Raw genomic sequence first — 24,465 nt, 5'->3', positions numbered from 1 at the left:
TTATAATAATGATATTTTTCTCGTACAAACAAAATGGGCATCCCAGATAGGGATGCCTTTTTGTTGTTGAGGGATATTGATGTGTTACTTATAAAATTAATGGGTTACAGGTTCGTGTGTATTGTGGCTGACTTCGGAGCCTGCTTTTTTGTGGAAGAGCTCCTTGCCGCAGCTGATGACGATGATGACACCGAGGATCATCAGAAGGAATGCGATGATCAGCTGGAGACCTTCAACAAGGAAGACAGCTGTGCCGGCACCGTAAGCGTGGAACAGTGCGATAACACGTTCTACAAGAGCAGTTGATGTAACGGCCAGCATGATGAGAAGCGGTGCTACCAGTGTTCTGAATTCACGGCCTGTGACTTTTAAGAAGACGCATAATGTGATCAGAACGAGAGCACTTAACAGCTGGTTGGCGCTTCCGAACAGCGGCCAGATGTTGGTATAACCAATCTGAGTCAGAACGTAACCAAGGAACAGTGTCAGGATTGTAGAAAAGTACTTGTTGCATAAAAACTTTCTCCATCCTTCAGCATGCTCCATATCATCAACAGTGAACAGTTCCTGGAAGGACATACGTCCGATACGTGCAACAGAGTCAAGGGTTGTAAATGCAAGAGCGGATACACACATTGTCATGAAGCACTGGGCAACGTAAACAGGGATACCGAACATTTCAAGGAAACCGGCAACACCTGATGAGAAGATAGCAAATGGTGTACCTGTGGCAGCTGTACCATCAGCAGAAGCAGCGGCACCTGCAACACACAGAGCCAGAACGGCCAGAAGACTTTCAAGTACCATAGCGCCGTAGCCGACTTTCTGCATATCCTTTTCGTTGGAGATTGTCTTAGATGATGTACCGGAAGATACCAGGCTGTGGAAACCGGATACAGCACCGCAGGCAACAGTTACAAACAGGATTGGGAACAGGTCACCGGATTTTTCGTTGTGGAAACCGGTAAACATCGGCAGGTTCATTGTAGGATGTGCAGCAAACAGACCGACAACAGCAGCGATGATCATGCCTGCAAACATAAAGGTTGTCATGTAATCTCTAGGCTGCATCAAAAGCCAGATCGGCAGGACAGCGGCCAGGAAGATATAAGCGAAAACGATGTAGGACCAGGTCGTTTTGGAGGCAATCAGCGGGAAGTTCATGCCGATAACAAATGCTGCAAACATGCATACAAGACCAAGGACAACTTCTTTCCAGCCCTTAAAATGTGCCTTCTTCTGGATCAGGCCGAATACGGCGGAAAATACGATGAACAGAAGAGAGATGCTTCCGGCTGCGCCATTGACAGTAGCTGCGTCGGATAACTGTGTCACGCCGGCATCTGTGACTGTGTAGGCATTGAATGTGCCATCTACCATATCAGCAAAGGCTGCGATAACAATCAGTGTAAAGAGCCAGCAGAACAGAAGGAACAGTTTTTTACCTGTTTTGCCGATATATTTCTCAATCAGAAGTCCCATGGATTTACCATCATTTTTGACACTGGCATATAATGCACCAAAGTCTGTAACGGCGCCGAAGAAGATGCCGCCGATCAGGATCCAGAGAAGAACAGGAACCCAACCGAAGACAGCGGCCTGAATAGCACCGGTGACAGGGCCTGCACCGGCGATGGATGAGAACTGATGGGCAAAGACTGTCAGACCATCTGTCGGAACAAAATCCTGTCCGTCATTTTTGCGGACAGCAGGTGTCTTTGCACTAGGGTCGATGCCCCATTTGTTGGCCAGCCAGCGGCCATATAAACAATAACCAGCAACCAGACAAACAGCTGCTATCAGAACAATAACTAAAGTATTCATAATAATGTGCCTCCTCTTAAGTTGAAATACTTCTATTTGGCAGGTGATTCTGATGTTGAAGTTTAAAAGAATGGATTGCCTGCATGCCTGACAAAAATCCTTTGAATTTGAACGAATAAATCATATAAAAAAGCTCCGCCTTCTGCACCCTTCCGGGTTTTTCAGAAGACGAAGCCTATGACTCCGCGTTACCACTTCTATTATCGGTTTTTCAATCGATCACTCTGCCACGTCCCCGATTCACTCTGTCATCGGTGAACATGCTCTCCTGTAACGGTGAGAATCCGTTTCGGACTAATGAATCTGTTTCGCCCGAAAAGCTCACAGGGGATAATTTTCTTAAATATCTGCTGACTCACACCAACCGTCAGCTCTCTGAAAGAATACCGGACTAAGAAAACCGCATCCTGATCCTTGCTTTTGTTGTTTGCTCTTGAAACAATTACAGATTATAGCCCTTTTTGAAAAATTGTCAATGGGATTCTTTGTACTAAAATGTGTACAGGATACTTAAGGAACAGGAAGTCCTTACATTAAGATATAAGACACTAGTGTATAAAGTGTCGATTATTTGTAACAATACCTGTTCATCTCTGATATAGTTCAAGTCCTTCAAAGACGGTTTTTCCACGGCCCATATGTTCAAAGGATTTGTCCAGCAGTTTTTCAAAGTACCAGTTGATCAGGTCGTATTTATCAATGAAATTGCGGTAAAATGTTTGACGTGTAACGCCGCATTTGTCGACAATCTGACGAATCGTGATACTTTCGACAGGTGTTGTTCGCATACATTCGGCCATAGATTGAGCCAGACGGTATCTGGTGTTTTCGCTTTTCATAAATTCATTCCTTTCAACTGCTGATGCTTTGAGATTGATGCGTTTAGCATCTCTTTTATCTATTATACATGATTTGAAGGCTGGACGACACAGAAAATAAACAATTTGCGGTAATTGTTGGGTGATTTTTGATAAAAAACAGGATATAATTGGAATATTCCACAGCACACATCCTGATAACAGGCAAACAGCCGACGGCAGCTGCCTCACATTTCAAAAGAGCATACAGATGATGAGGCTTAAATAAATAGTGTTAGCGATAACTTACCAATCGGGGTTGACAGCACTGGTAAAAAAAGAGTATAATATAATATAGTCGTTTCTAACTGTAATGTGAGAACCGAAGTATTAAATGGCAACAATGAGATTAGAAAAGGAGACTGACAAGAATTGAAGAAGTGTACATGGAAACGGTACGCAGCCGGTGTCATGATTGCTGCGATGCTTGCCGGACAGCCTATGGCCGCGTTTGCACAAGAGGCTGCAGCAGTATCTGAAGACAATGCGGATGTGACAGCTGCTTCAGAAATCGAGACAGAGACTGGGACGGAGACAGAAACAGAAACAGAAACTGAAACCGAGACTGGAACTGAAACCGAGACTGAGACTGAGACTGAGACGGAAACTGAAACCGAGACTGATGCAATCGTGTCAGAAGCACGAGATGCGGATGGCAAGATGCAGGCTATTTCAGATAAGGTCAGTGATATGTTGAAGAGCGGCGATATCATTTATGATAAAGAGACAGGTTATCTGTATAATACAGATGGTGATAAGATAGATCCTGTTACAGGCCAGGTGATGAAGAATGCACCGGATGATATCGTAGAGACAGAAACAGGAAACACCAGCGGAGATAAGAAACCGAATAAAGTCATAAAGAACAACAAGAATAATCAGCAGAAAGACAACAAGAAGGACAATAAGAAGGACAATAAGAAGGATGATAAAAAGACGGTTGTGAAGAAAGATGATAAGAAGACTTCAGAGACAACACAGTCTGCTTCCTATAAGAAATCAAGTGTCTTTTCCAAGATTGGTGAAAGAGTACAGTACAATGTAGACGTACCGGTCAAGGGTTTACCTTCTTTTATTACACAGGAGATGGTAGTTGGCGCGTTAAAGACCCAGGATGAATATGGCTATCCTGCATCTGTTACAATCGCACAGATTATTCAGGAATCCGGTTTTGGTACTTATGGACCGGGCGGCAAGAAAGGGCAGGGCCTTTCAGGATTGGCTTACGGGTACTGCAACCTTTTTGGTATTAAAGGAACCGGTACAGCAGGCAGTGTTTCCATGCGTACGTCAGAGATGACAGAGAGCGGACAGATTTATTCAACATCTGCCGGTTTCAGAGCATACAATACATACACCGAAGCAATTGAGGATAGAGCGAAACTGCTGAAGAATAATTACAGCGATCTGATCAAGGGTGTCAATGATGCCAATACATTTGCAGTGCGTATCGGTCAGCGATGGGCCACTGATTTGTATTATGGCAAGAGTCTGATCAAACTGATGGAGTTATATGATCTGTATCGTCTGGATGATATGACACTGAAGGACTTCTCAGATATGATCGGCCGATTTGCAGATCCTTGTCCGGGAGCAGTTGTGACAAGCAACTTCGGTTTCCGAGATTTTGATAATAAGTTCCATAAGGGAATTGATCTTGGTACCGGTGATGAGAATATTCCGACATATGCGGCAGAAAGTGGTACTGTTATCTTTGTAGGCTATGCAGGAACTGCCGGTAATCTGATTACGATTGATCACGGTGATGGACTGGTGACAAAGTACATGCATCATTCTGAGATGTATGTGAAAGTTGGTGACCATGTTGAGAAAGGCCAGCAGATTGGTCTGAGTGGTTCGACAGGCAACTCAACGGGCAATCACCTTCATTTCCAGGTAGAAGAGAGTGGTGTCGCTGTCAATCCATTACTGTATCTTCAGGGCAATGGAACAAGCAGTGAGCTTCAGCGCAAGAATCCGATGGAAGACATTGTCAGCGGTACGAAAGTAGTACTGGCGAAGAAGGATTCAGAAGATAAAGATAAGAAGGACAGCAGCGCTGCACCGGTACTTGGTGCGAAGACAGCAGCTTCTGAGACAGAAACTCAGGCCGAGGCTAAGAATGTATCTGATACAAAGTCGGAATCAAAGACAAAGACTGCAGTACAGGTTCAGACAAAGACCGAAGCAAAAACTGAATCTAAAACTCAGAAACAGACAAAGAATAAGAAAACTGCCAGGAAAATTATTAAGAAGAAACAACAGGTAGATGTTCAACTAAATAACTAATAACAAAAATACTGTATGAACAGGAATAAATGGTTCATACAGTATTTTTGTTTTTTGAATCTAAAGGTGATATTAATTGAGGAAGTTCTCGATGATAACGGATTCTGCTTCCTCCTCGGTCATACCGAATGTACGGAGCTTGATCAGCTGTTCATCGTTGATACGGCCGATGGCTGCTTCATGGATGATCTGTGCATCAATATGGTTGGCATTGATCTCAGGAATGGAGCTGATGGATGCTTTGTCCATAATGATGGAGTCACACTGTACATGGGCATGGCAGGCATTGTTGCCGATGGCCTTTGGATGGAAGATCTGATTGGATGTACCTTTGGCAACGGAACGGGAAACAATGCGGGCTGAGCTGCCTTCGCCGTTTAATTTTACTTCCATATTGGAGATGGCATGCTGGGCATCATGTGTCATGAGCTTTTCTGTGACAAAAAGCTTTGCATTTGGTCCGAGTTCCACAAATGTCTCACGCTTGGTGGAATCAACACCTTTGATCTGGGTTGTCTCCAGCGTGAAGACGGAGTTTTCACCTACATAGATCTTTGTGACAGGGTTTAAGATTTTGCCGCCGGTGCCATTGCCTTCTGCGTAATGATTCTCAACATATTTGACATTGGCATTCTTGCCGACATGGAAGGTATGGATACCGTCATGGCGGGTTTCGCTGCAGCCTTCACCGTGGATACCGCAGCCGGCTACGATAGTGACGTCTGCACCGTCTTCCACATAAAAATCGTTGTAGACAACGTCAAGTCCCGGTTCAGACATGACAACAGGAATGTGCACCTGTTCGTTCTGTGCTTCGCCGCTGATTTTGATATCGATGCCCGGAAGATCTGTTTTCTTCACAATAGCGATGTGCCGGCTGTCACCGTGACAGACAGCCATACCGTTTAAACGGAGATTGTAGGCACCCTCCTGTTTGAATCCATAGGAGTCGATGACTTTTAATACATCTTCTGTTACCTGGTTAAGCTTCACAGTAGTCGCCTCCTTTCTGCTGACCATAGCAGCAGGCTTCCTGAGATGAGGAGTCTAAAAGTGTTGGCAGAATCTCTTCTGCAGGTCCGATTCTGTCAATCTTGCCGTCGGAGATGACCATGATTCTGTCTGCCATGCGGATAATGCGTTCCTGATGGGAGATAAGGATCAGGCTCTCTTTCTTCTCCTTGTGGATCTGTTCGAACTTCTTGATCAGCATAGAAAAGCTCCAGAGATCGATACCGGCTTCCGGCTCATCAAAAATGCAGAGGTTATGCGGTTTAGCAAGAACAGTTGCAATTTCGATACGTTTCATCTCGCCCCCTGAAAGGGTTGCATCCGCTTCGCGGTCAATGTACTCCTGAGCACAGAGACCGACACTGCTTAAAAGGCCGCAGCATTCGTTTTCGCTGAGGCTTCTGCCAGCAGCAAGGTTTAAAAGACGACGGACGGTCATACCTTTAAAACGCGGCGGCTGCTGGAATGCAAAGCCGATTCCGGCCTGTGCACGTTCGTTGATAGAAAGACCGGTGATATCTTCACCGTTTAAAATGATCTTGCCGGCAGTTGATTCATTGATTCCCATGAGCAGTTTGGCAAGTGTAGATTTGCCGCCGCCGTTCGGGCCGGTGATGACCAGCATTTCACCGTCGGCTACATGAAAACTGATGTCGGAAAGGATTTCGGACTGACGGCCTTCATCCTGGACATCAAAGGATAAATGTTCTATTTCTAACATTTTGTCACTTCCTTATATAGTATTGATAACAACATCAAATATTACTATAACATTGATGGCATTTTTTCACAAGTATTTTAGCTTAAAAACGATAAACTATCAAAAATATGAGTTAAGGACTTATATTGAGAAATTATGGGAAAAACTGGTAGATTTTTAAGAAAAAAGGCTGTATAATGATTGGAGCTTATTGGGGAGGTAGTAAATGACACAGAATAATCAGGATCTGACAAAGGGGCCGCTGGCCCGGAAGATTTTATTTTTCAGTGCACCGCTTATTGTATCCAATCTTTTGCAGGTGCTTTTTAATGTGGCGGATATTGCTGTTGTGGGACGTTTCGCAGGAGCTTCTGCACTTGGTTCTGTTGGCTCTACGACGATTCTTGTAACGATGTTTACAAGCTTTCTGATCGGTGTTTCCGGAGGTATCAATGTTCTGACTGCCTTGTATCTCGGATCCGGTGACAGGAAGGGGGTCCGCGAGACAGTTCATTCAGCGCTGCTGTTCAGTGTTCTGACAGGATTGGTACTGCTGCTCATCGGGGCAGTATTTTCTAAGGGGATTCTGCAGCTTTTGAATACGAAGCCGGAATTGATCGATGGTGCAGTGCTGTACATACGGATTTACTTTCTTGGTATGCCGGCGCTGGCTGTATACAATTTTGGTAATGCGGTATTCAGTGCGGCAGGGGATACGAAGCGGCCGCTGAAGTATTTGTCCATGGCAGGCGTTGTGAATATTATACTGAATCTCTTTTTTGTCATTGTCTGTCATATGGGTGTGGCAGGGGTTGCGGTTTCAAGTATTATTTCTCAGTATCTGTCCGCATTCTTAGTTGCGGCAGCGCTTTTCAGAACAAAAGATATTTACGGCTTGAAGCGGTCGGAGCTGAGGCTGAACAGAAGTAAAACGGTGAACATTATCAGAATTGGTATTCCGGCGGGATTCCAGAATGCTATTTTCCAGATTGCCAATCTGTTTGTGCAGGCCGGCGTGAATTCCTTTGATGCCACCATGGTGGCGGGTAATGCAGCGGCTGCCAATGCGGATGCGCTTGTTTATGATGTAATGGCGGCCTTTTATACTGCCTGTGGTAGTTTTATGGGACAGAACTTTGGTGCCGGCAACAGAAAACGTGTCAGGAACAGTTATCTCATCAGTCTGGCCTATTCCTTTGGCATTGGTATGATCATGGGAATCGGGCTTGTGGTGTTCGGTCAACAATTTCTATCGTTGTTCTCGACAGATGCAGATGTTATTGAGGCAGGTATGATCCGCTTGTCTATTATGGGGGTCTGCTATGGATTTTCTGCTTTTATGGATTGTACGATTATGGCTTCGAGAGCTCTCGGCAAGAGTATGATCCCGATGATTATTGTGATCCTGGGTTCCTGTGTGTTCAGAGTTGTGTGGATTTATACGGTGTTTGCTTATTTCCATACGATATTATCCTTGTATTCTCTTTATATTTTTTCCTGGGGGATTACGGCGATTGCAGAAATTATCTATTTTGTTCATATTTACAAAAAAAGAATGTGCTGATAAGGCACATTCTTTTTTTGCGGATAATGAGACAAGCATGTTTCGTCTCGTTCTTATAGATTGAGCAACCATGACAAATAGGACTATTTAGCCGGGAACAGAGGGCTGTTTGATCTGGCTGAGACTGTAGCCCAGAACAGAACAGACAACAAGAACGCCTCCTGCCAGGGACATTGGACCAATGGTTTCACCGCAGATGATGGCAGCAAGAACCGGATTGAGGATTGGCTCGATGCCTGAGGTCAATGCGGCTGTGACCGGCGGGACGGCATCAAGACCCCGGGACAGGCAGATGGTTGCTAAAAAATGAATTGCGAAATTCTGTCTTTCGGGAAGGCAGAATTCCGCAATGAGTCATTAATAGTTAACAGAATAATTATTTGCAGAGTTCTTCGGCTAAAGCTGCGATCTGTGCTTCGTTTTCGGCATTGACAGCAGATTTGATGGTAACAGTTGTATCTGTGAATGTCAGATTCTTGCTGCCTTCAAACATCTTCAGCATTGTTTTGGCTGCTGTTGGTGCCCATGAACCATTTTCAATGAGACCGATGGTTCTGTTCTTGTAGCCGCGTTCTGTCAGATGTTCGATGAATGTCTTCATGAATGGGAAGATATCGCCGTTGTATGTTGTTGTAGCCAGAACGAGTTTGCCGTAACGGAAAGCGTCTTCCACAGCTTCGGCCATATCATCACGGGCAAGGTCTGTGACTGTAACCTTCGGGCATCCAAGGGCAGTCAGTTTATCTGCAAGGAGCTCAACGGCTTTCTTAGTATTGCCGTAAACAGATGTATAAGCGATGACAACGCCTTCGCTCTCAACACCATAGCTGGACCATGTATTGTAAAGATCAAGATAGTAGCCGAGATTTTCCTTGAGGATCGGACCGTGAAGTGCACAGATTGTCTGAATGTCAAGACCGGATGCCTTCTTCAGGAGTGCCTGAGCCTGTACGCCGTATTTGCCGACGATACCGAAATAGTAACGGCGGGCTTCACATGCCCAGTCTTCGTCAACGTCAAGGGCACCGAATTTGCCGAAGGCATCAGCAGAGAAGAGAACCTTGTCCTTGCTGTCGTATGTTACCATGACTTCCGGCCAGTGAACCATTGGTGCAAGTACAAATGTCAGCGTATGTGCACCCAGGGAAAGTGTATCACCTTCTTTGACAACAATCTGTCTCTCAGGATAATCAGTGCCGAAGAACTGTTTCATCATCACAAAAGCCTTGGCTGTTGCAACGACTTTGGCATCCTTATAAAGTTCCAGGAAGTTGGCAATATTGGCAGAGTGGTCAGGTTCCATATGATGAACGATGAGGTAAGATGGCTTTCTGTCGCCGATCACATTAGCAATGTTCTTCAGCCATTCATCTGTAAAATTGCCGTCTACAGTATCCATAACTGCAATCTGCTCATCCATGATCACATAAGAATTGTAAGCCATACCATTTTCTACGATATACTGTCCTTCAAATAAATCAATATCATGGTCATTGACACCGACATAGCGGATATCATTTGTAATAAACATAGTCTCACTCCTTAAAAGTTCTGGATAATGGGCCGCGAAACATAAATTTATTTGTAACTGTTCAGAGCCAAGCAAAATTTCAAAAAACAGGTATAAAATGCTTGCATTTTTAAGGCTGTTTTTGAAATTTTATTTGGCGGATACGCCACACCGACGAAATGCGTAGCATTTTGGAGGTTAGCTCTGAACAGTTACATTTATTTAAATGAACTGACCGAAAAGAGTGTGTTTCGCGGAACAGAATCTATTATTTATAGTTTTTAATGTAGCTGTAATCGATGTTATTATAGCATTTGAAAGTAGGAATGTCTACTGTTTTTAAACTTGTTGCGAAAGTTAATATAAATAGGTGCAATATGGATAGAGCAGCTTGAAAAGGGAAAGATTTTTGGATATGATTAAAAGAGGAGGGCGGGAAAAACTAAAGGATGCCGCTCATTTGATAAGATAGTTTTAGAGATATTTTAAGAAAAGTTCACGTGGATGGGAGATGGATATTGATGGAGTTTTTGGATGTTGTGGATGAGAATGGTATTCCCACAGGGGAGACAGTTGAGCGGAGTATTGCCCATGCGAATGGGATCCGGCACAGGACCTCTCATGTATGGCTTTTGAGAAGAAGACCGGAAGGTGTGGAGGTGCTTTTGCAGAAGCGAAGTGATGACAAGGATTCTTTTCCGGGATGCTATGATACATCCAGCGCGGGGCATATTCCGGCGGGAGTTGATTTTGAAGATTCAGCACTGCGGGAACTCAGGGAAGAACTGGGGCTTACGGCGGATGCTACAGAATTAAATGACTGCGGATTGATACGGATCCAGTCGGAGTCTTTTTTTCATGGGGCACCTTTTAAGGATGATCAGGTGAGTAAGGTTTTTTACATATGGAAAGATGTGGAGCCGGAAGCGATGAAACTGCAGGCCTCGGAAGTATCCGGGGTGATATGGATGCCCTTGGATGAGTGCAGACGCCGTGTACGGGACAATAGCATGCCGCATTGTATTCTTCCTGAAGAACTGGATATGCTGCCCTTTTAGGCTGGTCAGGCTGCAAGTCAGGGCCGAATAAACGGATGATGCAGATATTCAACACGAAAATGATGGGGAAATTGTTGGAAAGCAGATGAAAATTCCCACAAGAGTCTTGACAAAATGGGTGGTTCATGGAATAATAAATGTCAGTAAGCAGAAGCAGACAGGAATGTTTGACGGAAGCGGCAGTGAGTAACAGAAAGAAGGAGCAGATATGGTAGCATTAGGACATCAGCATTCATGGTCAACAGATATGATGATGTGCAGCTGTGGCATCATGTGTGGTATGCATATGGTTGATGACACGGTTATTTTTGATGCGCAGTAATATCTGGTTCATAATTCTTATGGGACTCTGAGTGTATGAAGAGATAAGGATAAGATGATAGGCAGGTACATGCGTGTACCTGCTTTTTTGTGCAATGGGGATTTTTTAAATGTTTCAGCTGCACAGAAGCATCAGGTGCCGGAGGGCACGATGTGATCGCATATATGCGGGAAAGGGGATTTTATGTCTGATATTGAAGTCCGACATCTTTCAAAGTCTTTTGATTTGAAGGGTGTGAAGGTTGAAGCTCTGAAGGACATTAATTTGAGTATTAAGCCAGGTGATATTTATGGTATTATCGGTATGTCCGGTGCAGGTAAGAGTACATTGGTACGGTGTCTGAATTTTCTTGAGAGACCGACAGAAGGTGAAGTGTTAGTCGGCGGCAAGGATCTGTCAACACTGACAGAGAAGGAACTGAGAAAGCAGCGTCAGGAGATCGCAATGATTTTCCAGCATTTCAATCTGCTGATGCAGAAGAATGTGATAGACAATATTTGTTTTCCGTTATTATTGCGCGGTGAGAAGAAGGCAGATGCCCGCAAGCGGGCCATGGAACTTCTGAAACTGGTTGATCTGGAGGAGAAGGCCGATGCTTATCCGTCTCAGTTATCCGGCGGCCAGAAACAGCGTGTGGCCATCGCCAGAGCCCTTGCATCTGATCCGAAGATCCTTCTTTGTGATGAGGCTACAAGTGCCCTGGATCCTCAGACAACAGCTTCTATTCTGGCTTTGCTGAAGGATATTAACCAGAAGTTCGGCATTACGATCGTTATTATCACTCATCAGATGGCGGTTATCCGTGAAATCTGCACACATGTGGCAATTCTGAATCATGGTGTTCTTGTGGAGGAGGGTGAAGTGGAAGACATCTTCAATCATCCGAAGTCAGCAGCAGCCCGTGAACTGATTCTTGGGGATATTTCAGAGAACCAGTGGAATGGTGAGAGCCGTCAGAAGGACAGGGTGCTGGAAGATAAATGTCTGAGGATCGTTTTTACAGAGAACTCTGCTTTTGAGCCTGTCATCGCCAATATGATCCTGAAGTTCGGCGTACCTGTCAATATCCTGAAAGCAGATACAAAGAATGTGGGCGGTATTGCCAAGGGCGAGATGATTCTGGGTCTTCCGGAAGGGCACGAGCTGCAGGAGCAGATCAAGGCTTATATGGTAGAGAAGGGACTTGAGATTGAGGAGGTGACACAGTATGTTTAGTCAGGAAGTAATGGATATGCTGATCAAAGGTATCGGTGAAACATTGTATATGACCCTTGGCGCAACTATTTTCGGTTACGTACTGGGACTTCCCATGGGAATTCTGATGACAACCACAGCCAAAGACGGTATTCGTCCGAATGCAGGTGTTTACAAAGTACTGGATGTCATCGTCAATATTGGACGAAGCATCCCGTTTTTGATCCTTTTGATTTTGTTGATGCCTTTGACAAAGGCCATTGTGGGCAAGAGCTATGGCTCTACAGCAACGATTGTTCCCCTTGTTATTTCAGCGGCACCATTTATTGCGCGAATGGTGGAATCCTCACTGAATGAGGTAGATGCGGGCGTTATTGAAGCAGCCAAGTCCATGGGCGCATCAACGATGCAGATTATCACGAAGGTGATGCTGGTGGAGGCAAGAACTTCACTTGTTGTGGGGGTGACGATTACCCTCGGTACAGTGCTTGGTTACTCAGCAATGGCAGGTACCATCGGCGGCGGTGGTCTTGGTGATATTGCGATCCGTTATGGCTATTACAGATATCAGGCAGATATTATGATCGTGACGGTTGTTTTACTGGTAGTATTAGTTCAGTTATTCCAGACAATCGGCATGAAGCTGTCGGTTCGTTTGGACAAGAGAAAGTAGTATGTAATTATTCAGGGTCATTGTGCAAAGCACTTTGAAAGTGACTTTGAATTATTATAAAATTTTATTTAAATATGAATGGAGGAATTCAAAATGAAGAAGAGATTTTTAGCAGGCGTTCTCGCAGGCGTTCTTGCAGTTGGCGCATTAACAGCATGCGGTTCATCCAACACACAGAGCAGCACAGCAGCTCAGACAGAAGCAGGCACAGAAACAGCTGGTACAGAGGCAGCAGGTGAGACAACAGCAGCCAGCGGCGATCTGACACCAATCAAGGTTGCAGCAAGCGCAACACCACATGCAGAAATCCTTGAACAGGCAAAACCTCTCCTTGCAGAGCAGGGTTATGATCTTCAGGTAACAGTATTCAATGATTATGTACAGCCAAACGAAGTTGTAGAATCCGGTGATTTCGATGCCAACTACTTCCAGCATATTCCTTATCTGGAATCCTTTAATGAAGAAAAAGGTACACACCTTGTGAATGCAGGCGGTATCCATTATGAACCATTCGGCATCTACCCGGGTACAAAGAGCAGCCTTGATGATTTAGCAGAAGGCGATACAATCGCAGTTCCTAACGATACAACAAACGAAGCAAGAGCACTTCTGCTTCTTCAGGATAACGGTATCATCACTCTGAAAGACGGTGCAGGTCTTGAAGCAACTGTAAATGATATCGCTGAAAATCCAAAGAACATCAAGATCCAGGAACTTGAAGCAGCTCAGGTTGCCCGTGTAACAGGCGAGGTTGCTTATGTTGTATTAAATGGTAACTATGCACTTGAGGCTGGTTATTCTGTAGGCAAAGATGCCCTTGCTTACGAGAAATCCGATTCTGAAGCTGCTAAGACATATGTAAATGTTATTGCAGTTAAAGAAGGCAACGAAAATAATCCGGCCATCAAAGCACTTGTTGATACACTGAAATCAGATACGATCAAACAGTACATCAACGACACATATGATGGTGCAGTTATTCCTTTTGAGGACTAATATTCTGAAAGGATTGTCTGAGACAAGCGTAAGAATTCAGTAATTATCCAAACAACAAAAAACCTTTCGGGGACAGCGTGCCTGTGCATGCCATGTCTTCGGAAGGTTTTTTTGCCTTCAAAAAGGCGTCTCATTATTAAAATTTTCAAAAATATCAGCAGTATCCCTATCACTGATCGCTTTAGTGTGATATAGTATAAGATAGTGTGTGCTGCACCAGTTAAGACAATCTCAAATGACAGGAGATTGACAGGAGAGGCATTTGAGGAATGACATTTTTGGCATGCACGATTAAGAAGGAAGAATGGGAGGGTGGAACCATCGCATGGTGGAGAAAATAGCTTTTACAAAAGAAGAAATCGAATCCAGAGTTAAGGTGCCTGCCATTGTTGAGGTGGAGTTAAAACATCTGATAGAGGAGCGGCTTAAACAGAGCGGACTCTACTACAGAATTTTTTCACGAATAAAGACATCGGAATCTCTGGCCAGAAAGTACCAGGTGAAGTCCTATAATGCCGAGAAGAAGATTCAAGATCTTGTGGGACTCCGTGTAGATGTTTACTTTGAAGATGATTTAAGAATATGCAGACGGATGATGGAGCACATGTTTTCACTTGTGGAATGGTCGGAGTCGGAGCAGAATGAATCAGAGTTTAAGCCGGTGAAGATCAATGGCGTTTTCAGGTTGCCGGATTATCTGAAACAGCAGATTTCGGATGAAACATGGGAAATGTGCATTGATGATACCTTCGAGATACAGTTGAAGACCGTGTTTTTTGAAGGATGGCATGAGATTGAGCATGATATGAAATACAAAGGCGGCGAGCTTTGGAGCGGCAAGAACAGTTTTGCCAGATATTTTAACAGTATTCTTGCAACACTGGAATTGTGTGATAAATCGCTGGTGACACTGTTTGAAAATCTGGGGCACGAGCTTTATAAAGAGCGCAACTGGGCCGGTATGATGAAAGCCCATTATCGTCTGAAGATGGAAGAACACCCCATGTATCCGGAGCTTGAGGAGCTTCTTAACAATGATTATTCGGAAGATAATCTCGGGAAGCGTTTGTTTAAGACCAGCAGACAGGTGCTGGTGGAAGAACTTTTGAAGCAGCCGAGAAGAGTGCCGATCAATGTGAATACCATTGTGGCCCTGGTCAATCAGGCGGTGATCCATGATGAACGTCTGGAGAAGCTTTTTCATGACAGAGATGTATTCGATGATGGCAATGAGAATATCGGTGAGGAGATGACCTTTGGCAAACTGAGGCCGCTCAGAAAGGTGACAGTCTTTAAAGCATTGGTCAATCTCAGTACTTATAAGTATTCAAAGCACGAGGCCTGCGTAGAAGCCGCCAGACTGGCGTATTCCTGGTTTTATGATAAATACGGACATCTGGATGGTGATCTGCCGACAGAGCCTATGACATTCGAGAAGAACCTTCTGGGCTATCGTCTGGTCATTGTCTATGAACCGGAGCATGATTACTGGAAGATGAACTGTATGCACATCGATATGGAAGCACCGGGACAGGTGTGGGTGGCAGAGGCAGAGTGTTATTTGGAGGAGGATGGCCGTCAGATGCTGTCGGTAAAAAACTCTTATGCTGTATCTGAGGAGCGAAGAGGTTATTTGAACCGTTACTTCAGTTGTCCGAAGTTTTATTCAAATATTGCGGATAAGATCGGCCTCTTTGATGTGCGTTATCTGTCCACATCCAGAAAGATCATCCGGGACTATCAGATTGGCAAGATTCATGATCTGATTCTCAGTAAGAAGAGAACAATGCCTGTTTGCCTTGTTGTTTCTTATGAGAGAGATAACGGGTGGCTCAATGAAGACTGGCTGGAGAATTTCAGAGTATATGATTTTACAAGAATGGCCGGAAGATATACACATATTTATACCTGTAATATGGATATCGGCAATCAGCTGCTTGAGTCTTTGGGAATGGCTCTTGATGAGCCTGCGGTTTATGTCTTTAAGTCAGCGGCTTCCGTTCCGAAGGGGGATATCATCGGATATTATTCGGTATACAGAGAAGAAGATATTTTAAACTGCAGCTTTGGCAGACAACAGATGAAGCAGGCTGGCCGGCGCTATGATATTGTCAAAGGCGGTCAGGCGTTCTATCATAAATTATTACAGGAAATGCGTGCCGAGATGATGGACGCTTAGGAGGAAAGATGATACAGGATATAGCACCACATCAATTCCACAATGAATACAAAGCGTATGAGATTCAGAATGGGGATTATGTGCTTTTTTACAGACAGAGGGATGTCCTTTTAAGATATGTGGATGAGCAGATTGTTTATCCGAAGTATGAGGAGGTCAGCGACAGGGAAAGCAGAAGTTACATTTATCTGTTTTCAATCGATGCACAGCGCTATTATTTTTGTGATGAGACAGATGAGACCTTGATGGAAGCATATCAATTTGTGAATATTCAGAAGATGCGCAAAGGACAGCCAAAGCATCAGGCTTTTGCGGGTGTGACAGGTCTTCAGCTGGCAGAATGGTATCGGAGCAGAAGATTCTGCGGCCGATGCGGCACCGGAATGACGCATTCGGCGAAAGAGCGAATGGTTCAGTGTCCGGAGTGTGGGCAGATGGAATATCCGAAGATTTCGCCGGCTGTGATTATTGCGCTTGTGCATGGCAACAGAATTCTCATGTCAAAGTATGTGGGACGTGCATATAAAAATTATGCATTGCTTGCCGGCTTTTCTGAGATTGGTGAGCCGGTCGAAGAGACAGTCCGACGGGAAGTGATGGAAGAAGTCGGATTGAAAGTCGGTCGTTTGCATTATTATAAGAGCCAGCCCTGGTCCTTTACCGACACACTACTGATGGGTTTTTTTGCAGAATTAGAAGGCGGAGAGGACATCGTTCTTGATCAGACCGAATTGGCGATGGCAGAATGGTTTGAGAGAGAAGAGATACCAGTCACATATGAGGACTGCAGCCTGACCAATGAGATGATCATGGCCTTCAAAGAACATAAAATTACATGGAGCGAATCCTAAATTATGACAAGCCAACTATAAAATGAGCCATTCAGCATAGGCACGTTTTCACTGCCAACATCTGGCAACGGTACATAAGGCAGCAAAAAACGCTGCCTAAGAACCGGCCGATGTTGAAGCACCTATGCCTGAATCGGCTCATAATGAATTTTGCCTCTTTTTCAGCGCAAGATAGAGGGAGCGAATCGAAAAACATCAAAAAGAGCTATCAACTAAGCCATTCATTGCAGGTGCTTCAATGCCGGTGGGTACTTAGGCAGCGTCTTTTGCTGCCTTATGTACCCCTACCTGGCATTGGCAGTGCGAACGTGCCTGCAACGAATGGCTTAGTTGATAGCTCTTTACGGGTATATTGGAATTCGCTCCCGATTTTTATTTAATGTTTTTTGTTGTACGACGGGCATTCTGACTGATATGAGTGTTTGTTGATTTGCCGGAATGCTGCGTCTTTTTGACAGATTTGCCGTTTTTGTCGTCGTTGCCATCCTTTTTGCTGAATCGTTTCCTGAAGTCGAGATAGATACAGTAGATGACAAAGGTTGCACCTAGAATGGATGTATAGAACTGGTTGCCACCCTGTAAGTGGCCAAAATAAACCATGACGAGAGCAGCGATGGCGATTACAATGTAAGCAATAATGATCATGTCAGACACCCCTTTTAAAAAGTAAAAATATAAAGAAACTGCTGCAAAATTGAGTTCCCTTTTTCAATTTTGCAGCAGCTATTTACGTTTGAATCAATCGAATGAATCAACTATGAAATCTTGTGAAGCATTAAACGCCAAGTACAGTTGCACCGCCAAGGCTGATAACGATCAGAGATACAACGATAACGATGACACAGTAAACGATACATGGTAAGAAGTCTGTACGGATGATCTTACCTTCGTTGCCGATTGTACCTGTTGTTGCACAAGCGGATACAACGTTGTTAACACATACCATATTACCGATCGCACCACCGTTGTTCTGAAGAGCCACGATGATAACCTGTGGAAGACCAACAAGTGTTGCTGTCTCAAACTGAAGACTTGAGAACAGTGTATTTGATACTGTATTGGAACCTGACATGAAGGAACCGAGAACACCGATCAGAGGAGCGATAACAATGTAAGCGCCTCTGAAGATAGAACCAAGACCATCTGCCATCATTGTCAGCATTGAGCCAAGACCGGCTGTTCTGCCATCGATCATGTAAGAAACCTGAATACCGTCATTTGCAGAGTTACGGAAGATGTAAACCATCGCAACACCGAAGAGAAGGGCAATAGCAGCACCCTTTACCTGGTTGAAGGAGTTCTTCCATGCTTCCTTAACAGTGTCACCATTCATACCGTGGAGCGGAATGGTGATCAGACCAACGATAATGAAGATAATACCTGGATTCCAGAGAATAGCCCAACTCCATGATGCACCGCCAAATAACGGAAGTGTTACCTTGAAAGCTTTCATAGCACCTGCCCAGCTGTCTGGCTGTAATGTGGACCATACACGAGTGATAACAAGTGCAAGACCGATTAACAGGTAAGGAATCCATGCTTTAACAAGAGACATATCGGACTGTTTTGGTTCCGGAACTTCTGTTGTGCTGAGCCATGAGTGATCCCATGTTTCTTTTTCGCCGAATGTCCAGATGTTCTTTGGCATCAGGAAGCCCTTCTTGGATGTGAAAAGGACTACGAACAGAGTGATAACAGCTGCTACAAGAGATACAAGCTCAGGACCGATGAATTTAGCAATTAAGAGGTAAATAACATCGAAAACTACGCAAACAAAAATGATAAATGGTAAAACTTCAAATGCCTTGGAAACTTTCTTGTGTTCTGCGTCTTTACCGAACATTGTTACAAGAAGGATGATACCGATTGTAACGATGAAGAAAGCACCAACTGCCATGTTGACAGCTGAGAAGAATGTCAGGTCAGCTTTGAAGGAATCAACGTTGCCGCCCAGGGATGTAACGGATTCACCAAGTGTAGCCATGGCTGAGTTAGTAGGTGTACCTACAGCACCGTAACATACAGGAACGGAGTTGTAAATCAGTGCAACAACTGCGGCTGCAAGAGGTGGGAAACCAACACTGATGAGCAGTGGGGCAGCAAGGGCAGCAGGTGTACCGAAACCGGCAGCACCTTCGATGAATGCACCGAAAATGAAACCAATGATAACAGCCTGGATACGGGCATCAGGAGAGATACCTGTAAACATACCGTTGATGGCTGCCATAGCACCTGAACTTGAAAGTGTGTTCATGATCAGGATGGCACCAAAAATGATAACGAGTACGGCGAATGCTTCAAGGAAACCGATGACTGTCTGTAATGCGACAGCACCAATGCTCATCTTCCATACAGCAACACCGATGATGGCAGCTAATACCCACGCTAACGGCAGCGCTCTCTTAGCAGGCCAGTTGAATGCAACCATTAATACGACTGTAACAATGATTGGAATGAAAGCAAGTATTGCATACATAACGTATACCTCCTTAAGATTTTTTATTTGTAAAACCATTGAATCATCGGAACTGCTGTCAGAACAACGGGATGTGCCTGACAGCAGTTTGTTTGTATCACTTTGCCGGGTTCAACAAATTCGGATGTTATTCAATGATAAACAAATCATATTAAGTTTAAAAATTAAATTGATCAGTCTTTGACAACTACGGAAACACCGTTAGGGATACATGCAAGTGTAGCATCCGGTCCCTTAAGTTCACGGGCTCTTGCATAAGCTTCGTCAAGTGTTTCGAAGTATTCTACCTTCAGGTCTCTGATCAGCTGTTCCTGAGCTTTGTCTGCAACAAAGAGAACTTTGTACTTGCGGACGATACGGCACCAGATCTGTGCACACCACTGGTCTGGAAGCGTCTCAACCTGAGGTGTATGTAAGCACTGCTGGAAGAATGCGTCAGCAGATTCTGCATCAGCGATAGAATGGTAGTAGGATTCGCCGCCATGACCATCCTGACATGTAGCTAACATAATGATAACACCGCCGTCATTAACTGTAGCTTCCGCTGCACTCATGCCCTTAGGACACTGATAAGCGTTCTGATCCAGAGGATAACCGCCATTTGTTGTAATAACGATATCAGACGGAGCAGGCTTAACTGCACAGTAGCCGGACAGGAAATCAACACCTTTTCTATGAGCTGTCTTGAAGTTGCCTGCGAAAGCAGCAACTGTCTTCTTGTCTTCGTCGATAACAACGTTGCAGATAAATGCAAGTTTAGCCATCTCAGCAGCAGCAACCATATCTTCGTGGATTGGGTTCTTGTCAAGGATACCTGTACGTGCATATGGGCTGGCGATAAATTCACCACAATGATTGCCCATAACTGTAACAGCATCGCAGATACCCGGAAGGACACTCTTACGGCCGCCGGAGAAACCAGCGAAGAAGTGTGCTTCAATGAAACCTTCAGCTACAAGAAGAGAAGCGTTGTGAGCAACCTTATCAATGATGCAGTCAGGACCGGAAGGAAGATTACCTATCTTAATATTCTTCGATGGGTCATGTGCATCATGGACAACGATATTGTCCTTGAATTCTTCATAAAGTGCATCACCGAGCTTGCCTCTTAATTCTTCAACTGTTGTTGGACGATGGAAGCCTGTAGCAACAAGCAATGTAATCTTGATATCAGGATTGCCGCATCTCAGTTCTCTGATCATATGAGGCAGGATATCCTGACTCGGAACAGGACGTGTGTGGTCACTGATAATGATTGTACAGTCAGGTTTGCCCTTGGCAAGTTCGTACAGATGTGGGCTGTCGATAGGGTTATCCATGGCTTCTTTCACAATTTCATAGCCGTCTTTGTCACTCTTTAGAGCGTCAACGTTGGATGTTAAGACCGGTGTATCATCAGGTACTTCCAGATCAAACGTTGTTCTACCATAAAGAAAATTAACTGTCTTCATACGTTCCACCTCGTTATTAAATTTTGATTAGTGCATCCGAATCAATTCTGTGTATATGGGATGACAAAATTGATAGGATATGACTTAAACTTCTTTTTTATTTTAGCATACTATCCAAACATAGGCAAGGAAATTATGCAAATTTTCTAAAAAGTATTATCAAAGGATAAAGTTTATTGTTAAATATGTGACGCATAAAACGCAAAAAAATGGTTTGTATGCAATATAATATCTATAAATAATTGAATCAGGCCTCTGAAATAGACAATTTTAGTGAATTTACACAAAAATCAGCTGTAGTACTGTATACAGTATATCGTTAATGTCGTGACAGAACGATAAAAGCCTTGCCGCCATTGCGGCCACTGCATATAAATGTTATAATGATAAAAAACAAGATATATAGAAAATCCTTATGGAACATGCCTGTTTTAAATCTGTCAGTTTCATAGGATTCAAAGGACTGCGGTATTTCGCAAACACCGTCATCAGAAAGGACGTTTTTATGAATATAACAGTTATCGGCTGCGGCCGCTGGGGCTCTTTTATTGCCTGGTATCTTGACAGGACCGGACACACGGTCTCTTTATATGGAAGAAAAGGTTCTTCGCATATGCAGCAATTTATGACAACAAGGAGCAATGGCCTGCTGACATTGCCGGAGTCTATTGCACTGACAAATACATTGGATGATCTTGACAAGTCTGATGTCATCGTCATTTCTATTGCAGCCCAGAGCCTTGACAGCCTCATGACCCAGCTGGAAGCGATGCAGCTTCAGAATAAGGTTTTTGTACTCTGTATGAAGGGAATTGAGATTGGTACAGGACGAAGGCTGTCACAGATCGCCGGGGCACATCTGGATGCATCGAATAAGATTGCTGTCTGGATCGGACCGGGTCATGTACAGGAGTTTTATCATGGCATTCCGAACTGTATGGTCATTGACAGCGAGGATGAGTCGGTTAGGAAGCAGCTTTTGGAAGCGTTTTCCAGTGATCTGATCCGCTTTTATTATGGTCAGGATATGATTGGCAATGAAATCGGCGCGGCAGCGAAGAATGTGATCGGTATTGCAGCGGGTATGCTGGATGGATTTGGCCTGACTACTTTAAAGGGGGCATTGATGTCCCGGGGGACAAGAGAGATTGCCAGACTGATCGCAGCCATGGGCGGCAATGAACTGTCGGCTTATGGTCTTTGCCATCTGGGTGACTATGAGGCAACTGTTTTCTCAAAGTTCAGCCATAATCGTCAGTTCGGTGAATCTTTTATCAGAGGAGAAGATTATGGACAGCTGGCAGAAGGGTATTATACAGTGAAAGCTCTTGTGGAGCTTTCTGAAAAATATCAGGTAGAGCTGCCGATTTCCAAAGCAGTTTATGATATTTTATATGATAATGCAGACCCGCGTATGACACTTCATCAACTTTTTACACGCAGTCTGAAGAATGAATTTTAAGAGGAGATGTTATCGTGATTGATATAATCAGAGAATTGATAAAGGATAAAAGTGTGCTGATTCTCGGATATGGCCGTGAAGGCCGTTCCAGCTGGCAGCGCATTAAGGAAGCAGGCGGTTACAGACAGATTGCCATTGCAGATATGAATCAGGTACAGACAGAGGAAGGGCATCCTGCCAGACTGATCTGCGGACCGGATTATCAGAAGTGCCTGGATGATTTTGATGTTGTCTTCAAAAGTCCCGGGATCGTACTTGAAAAAGATATTCATGATTATCGCTGTGAAATTGTTTCACAGACAGAATTATTTTTCAGACGTTTCGGCCGTCAGTGTATCGGCATCACCGGAACAAAGGGCAAGAGTACAACGACAACGATGATCTTCCATATATTAAAAGAGACAGGTCATGATTGTGTACTGGTCGGGAATATTGGTATTCCGATGTTTGATATGCTGGACCAGATCAATGATCATACGCTGATCGTATGTGAGCTTTCCTGTCATCAGCTGGAATATGTGACTTGTGCACCGCATGTGGGACTGCTCCTGAATATTCATGAGGAACATCTGGATCATTACGGCACCATGGAGAAATATGTAGCTGCCAAGGAGAATATTTACAGACCGCAGAAGGAAGAAGATGTTCTGATCTGCAATGTGGATAACCTTCCGGCGGAGAATGTGTATAAGGGTCATTTGGTCGCTGTATGTGACAGAAATGAGACAGGGCATGAGACGACAACGGCAGATGTTTTACTGACGGATGCAGCTATTTGCATAGAGGGACATGTTTATCAGATCCCGACTGATAAAATCCGTCTCATCGGTCATCACAACTATGTGGATATTGCTTTTGCCTATGCTGTATGCAGAATGTATGATATCAGTGATGAAGCTTTTTCAAAAGCACTGATGACATACAATCCGCTGCCGCATCGTCTGCAGTATATCGGGGATGCCTGCGGTATTCGTTTTTACGATGATTCAATTTCTACAATCTGCGATACAACGATTCAGGCATTGAAGAGTCTGCCGGATACGGATGCGGTATTGATTGGTGGTATGGATCGCGGCATAGATTACAGCGAATTGATCCAGTTCCTGAACGAGTGCAGCGTGCCGAATATTATTTTGATGGAGGCAACGGGCAAGCGTATTTTTGAGGAGATCAGCAAGTATTATCCGGAATTCAAAGATGCAGGCAGGATCAAGCTGGTTTATCATCTGGATGGTGCTGTGGCACTGGCCAAGCAGCTTTGTCGCCCAGGCTGCTGCTGTGTCATGTCTCCGGCTGCTGCCAGCTATGGTATTTTCAAGAATTTTGAGGCCCGGGGAGAGGCATTTGTAAAACTTGTATTGGAGGAGGCATAATGTACCGATATATTCTTTTTGATCTGGATGGCACATTGACAGACCCGAAAGAGGGAATTACAAAATGCGTACAGTATGCGCTGAAGTATTTCGGGATTGAGGCGGATACAGAGGAACTGGTAGATTTTATCGGACCGCCTCTTCTGGAATCTTTTCAGAAGTATTATCATCTGGATGATGAGCAGGGGCATATGGCACTGAAGAAATATCGTGAACGTTTTTCGGATATCGGTATTTTTGAGAACGGTGTTTATCCGGGGATAGCAGAGTTGCTTTCGACATTAAAAGCACAGGGCAGGAAGATCGCACTGGCAACTTCAAAGCCCGGCGTTTATGCGAAACGTATTCTTGAAAGATATGAATTACTTCCGTATTTTGATGTAGTTGTGGGCAGTGAACTGGATGGCCGCCGGACAGATAAGGGTGAAGTTATCACAGAAGCACTCAGACAGCTTGAGATTCAGGAGAAACAGAAGCCGGAGGTTTTGATGATCGGGGACAGGCTCCATGATATGGTGGGCGCAGGTAAGAATCAGATTGATAAATTGGGAGTTTATTACGGTTATGCACATCACGGAGAACTCGAATCAGCCGGTGCGGATTACATTGTACATACCGTTGATGAGCTGACCGCTTTTTTTGAAGCCCATTAATTACAGGGAAAGGCAGGGGAAG

19 protein-coding genes, 1 pseudogene and 1 other annotated feature are annotated in these 24,465 nt (G+C 44.3%); of the genes and pseudogenes, 11 read left to right on the top strand and 9 right to left on the bottom strand.

The annotated features are described in order from the left end of the window. Positions 1 to 96 precede the first annotated feature (96 nt). Entirely contained in the window at positions 97 to 1,824 is a 1,728-nt protein-coding gene (locus HED67_RS11125; RefSeq protein ID WP_178441717.1) for a carbon starvation CstA family protein, read from the bottom strand. A gap of 161 nt (positions 1,825 to 1,985) precedes the next feature. After that, positions 1,986 to 2,248 (bottom strand) — a binding site (T-box leader). A 181-nt stretch (positions 2,249 to 2,429) separates the two neighbouring features. Next, positions 2,430 to 2,663: pseudogene (locus HED67_RS11120) on the bottom strand (TetR/AcrR family transcriptional regulator); the annotation flags it as partial. Positions 2,664 to 3,053: 390 nt separating this feature from the next. Here HED67_RS11120 and HED67_RS11115 point away from each other — a divergent pair. Further along, positions 3,054 to 4,970: a peptidoglycan DD-metalloendopeptidase family protein gene (locus tag HED67_RS11115; protein ID WP_276517313.1), complete on the top strand. Its 1,917-nt coding sequence runs from the start codon at positions 3,054 to 3,056 to the stop codon at positions 4,968 to 4,970. A gap of 72 nt (positions 4,971 to 5,042) precedes the next feature. On the opposite strand, the gene HED67_RS11110 is transcribed toward HED67_RS11115, so the two are convergent. Together HED67_RS11110 and HED67_RS11105 are read right to left on the bottom strand one after the other, a co-directional pair. After that, entirely contained in the window at positions 5,043 to 5,990 is a 948-nt protein-coding gene (locus tag HED67_RS11110) for a SufB/SufD family protein (protein ID WP_221718338.1), read from the bottom strand. After that, a complete protein-coding gene (locus HED67_RS11105; protein ID WP_215631639.1) occupies positions 5,953 to 6,702 on the bottom strand; it encodes an ABC transporter ATP-binding protein in 750 nt (249 codons plus the stop codon). The genes HED67_RS11110 and HED67_RS11105 overlap by 38 nt, the downstream gene beginning before the upstream one ends. 205 nt (positions 6,703 to 6,907) lie before the next feature. On the opposite strand from HED67_RS11105, the gene HED67_RS11100 reads away from it, so the two are divergent. Next, positions 6,908 to 8,245 carry an MATE family efflux transporter gene (locus HED67_RS11100; RefSeq protein WP_221718337.1) on the top strand — a complete coding sequence of 446 codons (1,338 nt, stop codon included), beginning with the start codon at positions 6,908 to 6,910 and terminating at the stop codon, positions 8,243 to 8,245. Between the two features lie 87 nt (positions 8,246 to 8,332). Here HED67_RS11100 and HED67_RS11095 read toward each other — a convergent pair whose 3' ends face one another. Both HED67_RS11095 and HED67_RS11090 read right to left on the bottom strand, forming a co-directional pair. Then, entirely contained in the window at positions 8,333 to 8,539 is a 207-nt protein-coding gene (locus tag HED67_RS11095; protein WP_260702743.1) for a DMT family transporter, read from the bottom strand. A gap of 82 nt (positions 8,540 to 8,621) precedes the next feature. Continuing rightward, a complete protein-coding gene (locus HED67_RS11090; RefSeq protein ID WP_221718336.1) occupies positions 8,622 to 9,776 on the bottom strand; it encodes an FprA family A-type flavoprotein in 1,155 nt (384 codons plus the stop codon). Between the two features lie 500 nt (positions 9,777 to 10,276). Here HED67_RS11090 and HED67_RS11085 point away from each other — a divergent pair, with 500 nt between their 5' ends. The 6 genes from HED67_RS11085 to nudC all read left to right on the top strand — a co-directional run bounded on the left by HED67_RS11085 (position 10,277) and on the right by nudC (position 17,028). Then, complete coding sequence (locus HED67_RS11085) at positions 10,277 to 10,813, top strand: NUDIX hydrolase (protein ID WP_221718335.1); 537 nt, start codon at positions 10,277 to 10,279, stop codon at positions 10,811 to 10,813. A gap of 505 nt (positions 10,814 to 11,318) precedes the next feature. Beyond that, positions 11,319 to 12,350 (top strand): methionine ABC transporter ATP-binding protein, encoded by a 1,032-nt coding sequence (locus HED67_RS11080; protein ID WP_221718334.1) that lies wholly within the window; start codon positions 11,319 to 11,321, stop codon positions 12,348 to 12,350. Then, entirely contained in the window at positions 12,343 to 13,002 is a 660-nt protein-coding gene (locus HED67_RS11075; RefSeq protein ID WP_178439652.1) for a methionine ABC transporter permease, read from the top strand. Before HED67_RS11080 ends, HED67_RS11075 begins: the two co-directional genes overlap by 8 nt. Before the next feature lie 93 nt (positions 13,003 to 13,095). Further along, complete coding sequence (locus tag HED67_RS11070; RefSeq protein ID WP_178439649.1) at positions 13,096 to 13,998, top strand: MetQ/NlpA family ABC transporter substrate-binding protein; 903 nt, start codon at positions 13,096 to 13,098, stop codon at positions 13,996 to 13,998. A gap of 325 nt (positions 13,999 to 14,323) precedes the next feature. Continuing rightward, positions 14,324 to 16,177: a nucleotidyltransferase family protein gene (locus tag HED67_RS11065; RefSeq protein ID WP_221718333.1), complete on the top strand. Its 1,854-nt coding sequence runs from the start codon at positions 14,324 to 14,326 to the stop codon at positions 16,175 to 16,177. 8 nt (positions 16,178 to 16,185) lie between these two features. Further along, positions 16,186 to 17,028, top strand: a complete 843-nt coding sequence (gene nudC, locus HED67_RS11060) for an NAD(+) diphosphatase (protein ID WP_178439643.1) — start codon at positions 16,186 to 16,188, stop codon at positions 17,026 to 17,028. A gap of 372 nt (positions 17,029 to 17,400) precedes the next feature. Here nudC and HED67_RS11055 read toward each other — a convergent pair whose 3' ends face one another. The 3 genes from HED67_RS11055 to larA all read right to left on the bottom strand — a co-directional run bounded on the left by HED67_RS11055 (position 17,401) and on the right by larA (position 20,955). Further along, the gene (locus HED67_RS11055; protein WP_178439640.1) at positions 17,401 to 17,673 is read right to left on the bottom strand and encodes a hypothetical protein; all 273 of its coding nucleotides are present in this window, start codon (positions 17,671 to 17,673) and stop codon (positions 17,401 to 17,403) included. Between the two features lie 130 nt (positions 17,674 to 17,803). Beyond that, positions 17,804 to 19,504 (bottom strand): L-lactate permease, encoded by a 1,701-nt coding sequence (locus HED67_RS11050; RefSeq protein WP_178439637.1) that lies wholly within the window; start codon positions 19,502 to 19,504, stop codon positions 17,804 to 17,806. A gap of 173 nt (positions 19,505 to 19,677) precedes the next feature. After that, the gene (gene larA, locus HED67_RS11045; RefSeq protein ID WP_178439634.1) at positions 19,678 to 20,955 is read right to left on the bottom strand and encodes a nickel-dependent lactate racemase; all 1,278 of its coding nucleotides are present in this window, start codon (positions 20,953 to 20,955) and stop codon (positions 19,678 to 19,680) included. A gap of 505 nt (positions 20,956 to 21,460) precedes the next feature. Between larA and HED67_RS11040 the strand changes: the two genes are divergently transcribed. The 3 genes from HED67_RS11040 to HED67_RS11030 are packed head-to-tail and all read left to right on the top strand — an operon-like array spanning position 21,461 to position 24,443. After that, the gene (locus HED67_RS11040; RefSeq protein ID WP_178439631.1) at positions 21,461 to 22,417 is read left to right on the top strand and encodes an NAD(P)H-dependent glycerol-3-phosphate dehydrogenase; all 957 of its coding nucleotides are present in this window, start codon (positions 21,461 to 21,463) and stop codon (positions 22,415 to 22,417) included. Between the two features lie 14 nt (positions 22,418 to 22,431). After that, entirely contained in the window at positions 22,432 to 23,790 is a 1,359-nt protein-coding gene (murD, locus tag HED67_RS11035; protein ID WP_221718332.1) for a UDP-N-acetylmuramoyl-L-alanine--D-glutamate ligase, read from the top strand. After that, positions 23,790 to 24,443, top strand: a complete 654-nt coding sequence (locus HED67_RS11030) for an HAD hydrolase-like protein (RefSeq protein WP_221718331.1) — start codon at positions 23,790 to 23,792, stop codon at positions 24,441 to 24,443. Before murD ends, HED67_RS11030 begins: the two co-directional genes overlap by 1 nt. Positions 24,444 to 24,465 lie beyond the last annotated feature (22 nt).

Origin of the sequence: Pseudocoprococcus catus (genome assembly GCF_019734885.1) — a bacterium.
GTDB lineage: Bacteria > Bacillota > Clostridia > Lachnospirales > Lachnospiraceae > Coprococcus_A > Coprococcus_A catus.
The sequence above is the reverse complement of the archived record's forward strand: the minus strand, read 5'-3'. Positions and strand labels throughout refer to the sequence as shown.

What these genes read in the sequence shown, in the direction of transcription:
- HED67_RS11125 (WP_178441717.1), bottom strand. Translation starts at nt 1,824, where the DNA reads ATGAATACTTTAGTTATTGTTCTGATAGCAGCTGTTTGTCTGGTTGCT.
- HED67_RS11110 (WP_221718338.1), bottom strand. Translation starts at nt 5,990, where the DNA reads ATGGTCAGCAGAAAGGAGGCGACTACTGTGAAGCTTAACCAGGTAACA.
- HED67_RS11105 (WP_215631639.1), bottom strand. Translation starts at nt 6,702, where the DNA reads ATGTTAGAAATAGAACATTTATCCTTTGATGTCCAGGATGAAGGCCGT.
- HED67_RS11100 (WP_221718337.1), top strand. Translation starts at nt 6,908, where the DNA reads ATGACACAGAATAATCAGGATCTGACAAAGGGGCCGCTGGCCCGGAAG.
- HED67_RS11090 (WP_221718336.1), bottom strand. Translation starts at nt 9,776, where the DNA reads ATGTTTATTACAAATGATATCCGCTATGTCGGTGTCAATGACCATGAT.
- HED67_RS11085 (WP_221718335.1), top strand. Translation starts at nt 10,277, where the DNA reads ATGGAGTTTTTGGATGTTGTGGATGAGAATGGTATTCCCACAGGGGAG.
- HED67_RS11080 (WP_221718334.1), top strand. Translation starts at nt 11,319, where the DNA reads ATGTCTGATATTGAAGTCCGACATCTTTCAAAGTCTTTTGATTTGAAG.
- HED67_RS11075 (WP_178439652.1), top strand. Translation starts at nt 12,343, where the DNA reads ATGTTTAGTCAGGAAGTAATGGATATGCTGATCAAAGGTATCGGTGAA.
- HED67_RS11070 (WP_178439649.1), top strand. Translation starts at nt 13,096, where the DNA reads ATGAAGAAGAGATTTTTAGCAGGCGTTCTCGCAGGCGTTCTTGCAGTT.
- HED67_RS11065 (WP_221718333.1), top strand. Translation starts at nt 14,324, where the DNA reads ATGGTGGAGAAAATAGCTTTTACAAAAGAAGAAATCGAATCCAGAGTT.
- nudC (WP_178439643.1), top strand. Translation starts at nt 16,186, where the DNA reads ATGATACAGGATATAGCACCACATCAATTCCACAATGAATACAAAGCG.
- HED67_RS11055 (WP_178439640.1), bottom strand. Translation starts at nt 17,673, where the DNA reads ATGATCATTATTGCTTACATTGTAATCGCCATCGCTGCTCTCGTCATG.
- HED67_RS11050 (WP_178439637.1), bottom strand. Translation starts at nt 19,504, where the DNA reads ATGTATGCAATACTTGCTTTCATTCCAATCATTGTTACAGTCGTATTA.
- larA (WP_178439634.1), bottom strand. Translation starts at nt 20,955, where the DNA reads ATGAAGACAGTTAATTTTCTTTATGGTAGAACAACGTTTGATCTGGAA.
- HED67_RS11040 (WP_178439631.1), top strand. Translation starts at nt 21,461, where the DNA reads ATGAATATAACAGTTATCGGCTGCGGCCGCTGGGGCTCTTTTATTGCC.
- HED67_RS11030 (WP_221718331.1), top strand. Translation starts at nt 23,790, where the DNA reads ATGTACCGATATATTCTTTTTGATCTGGATGGCACATTGACAGACCCG.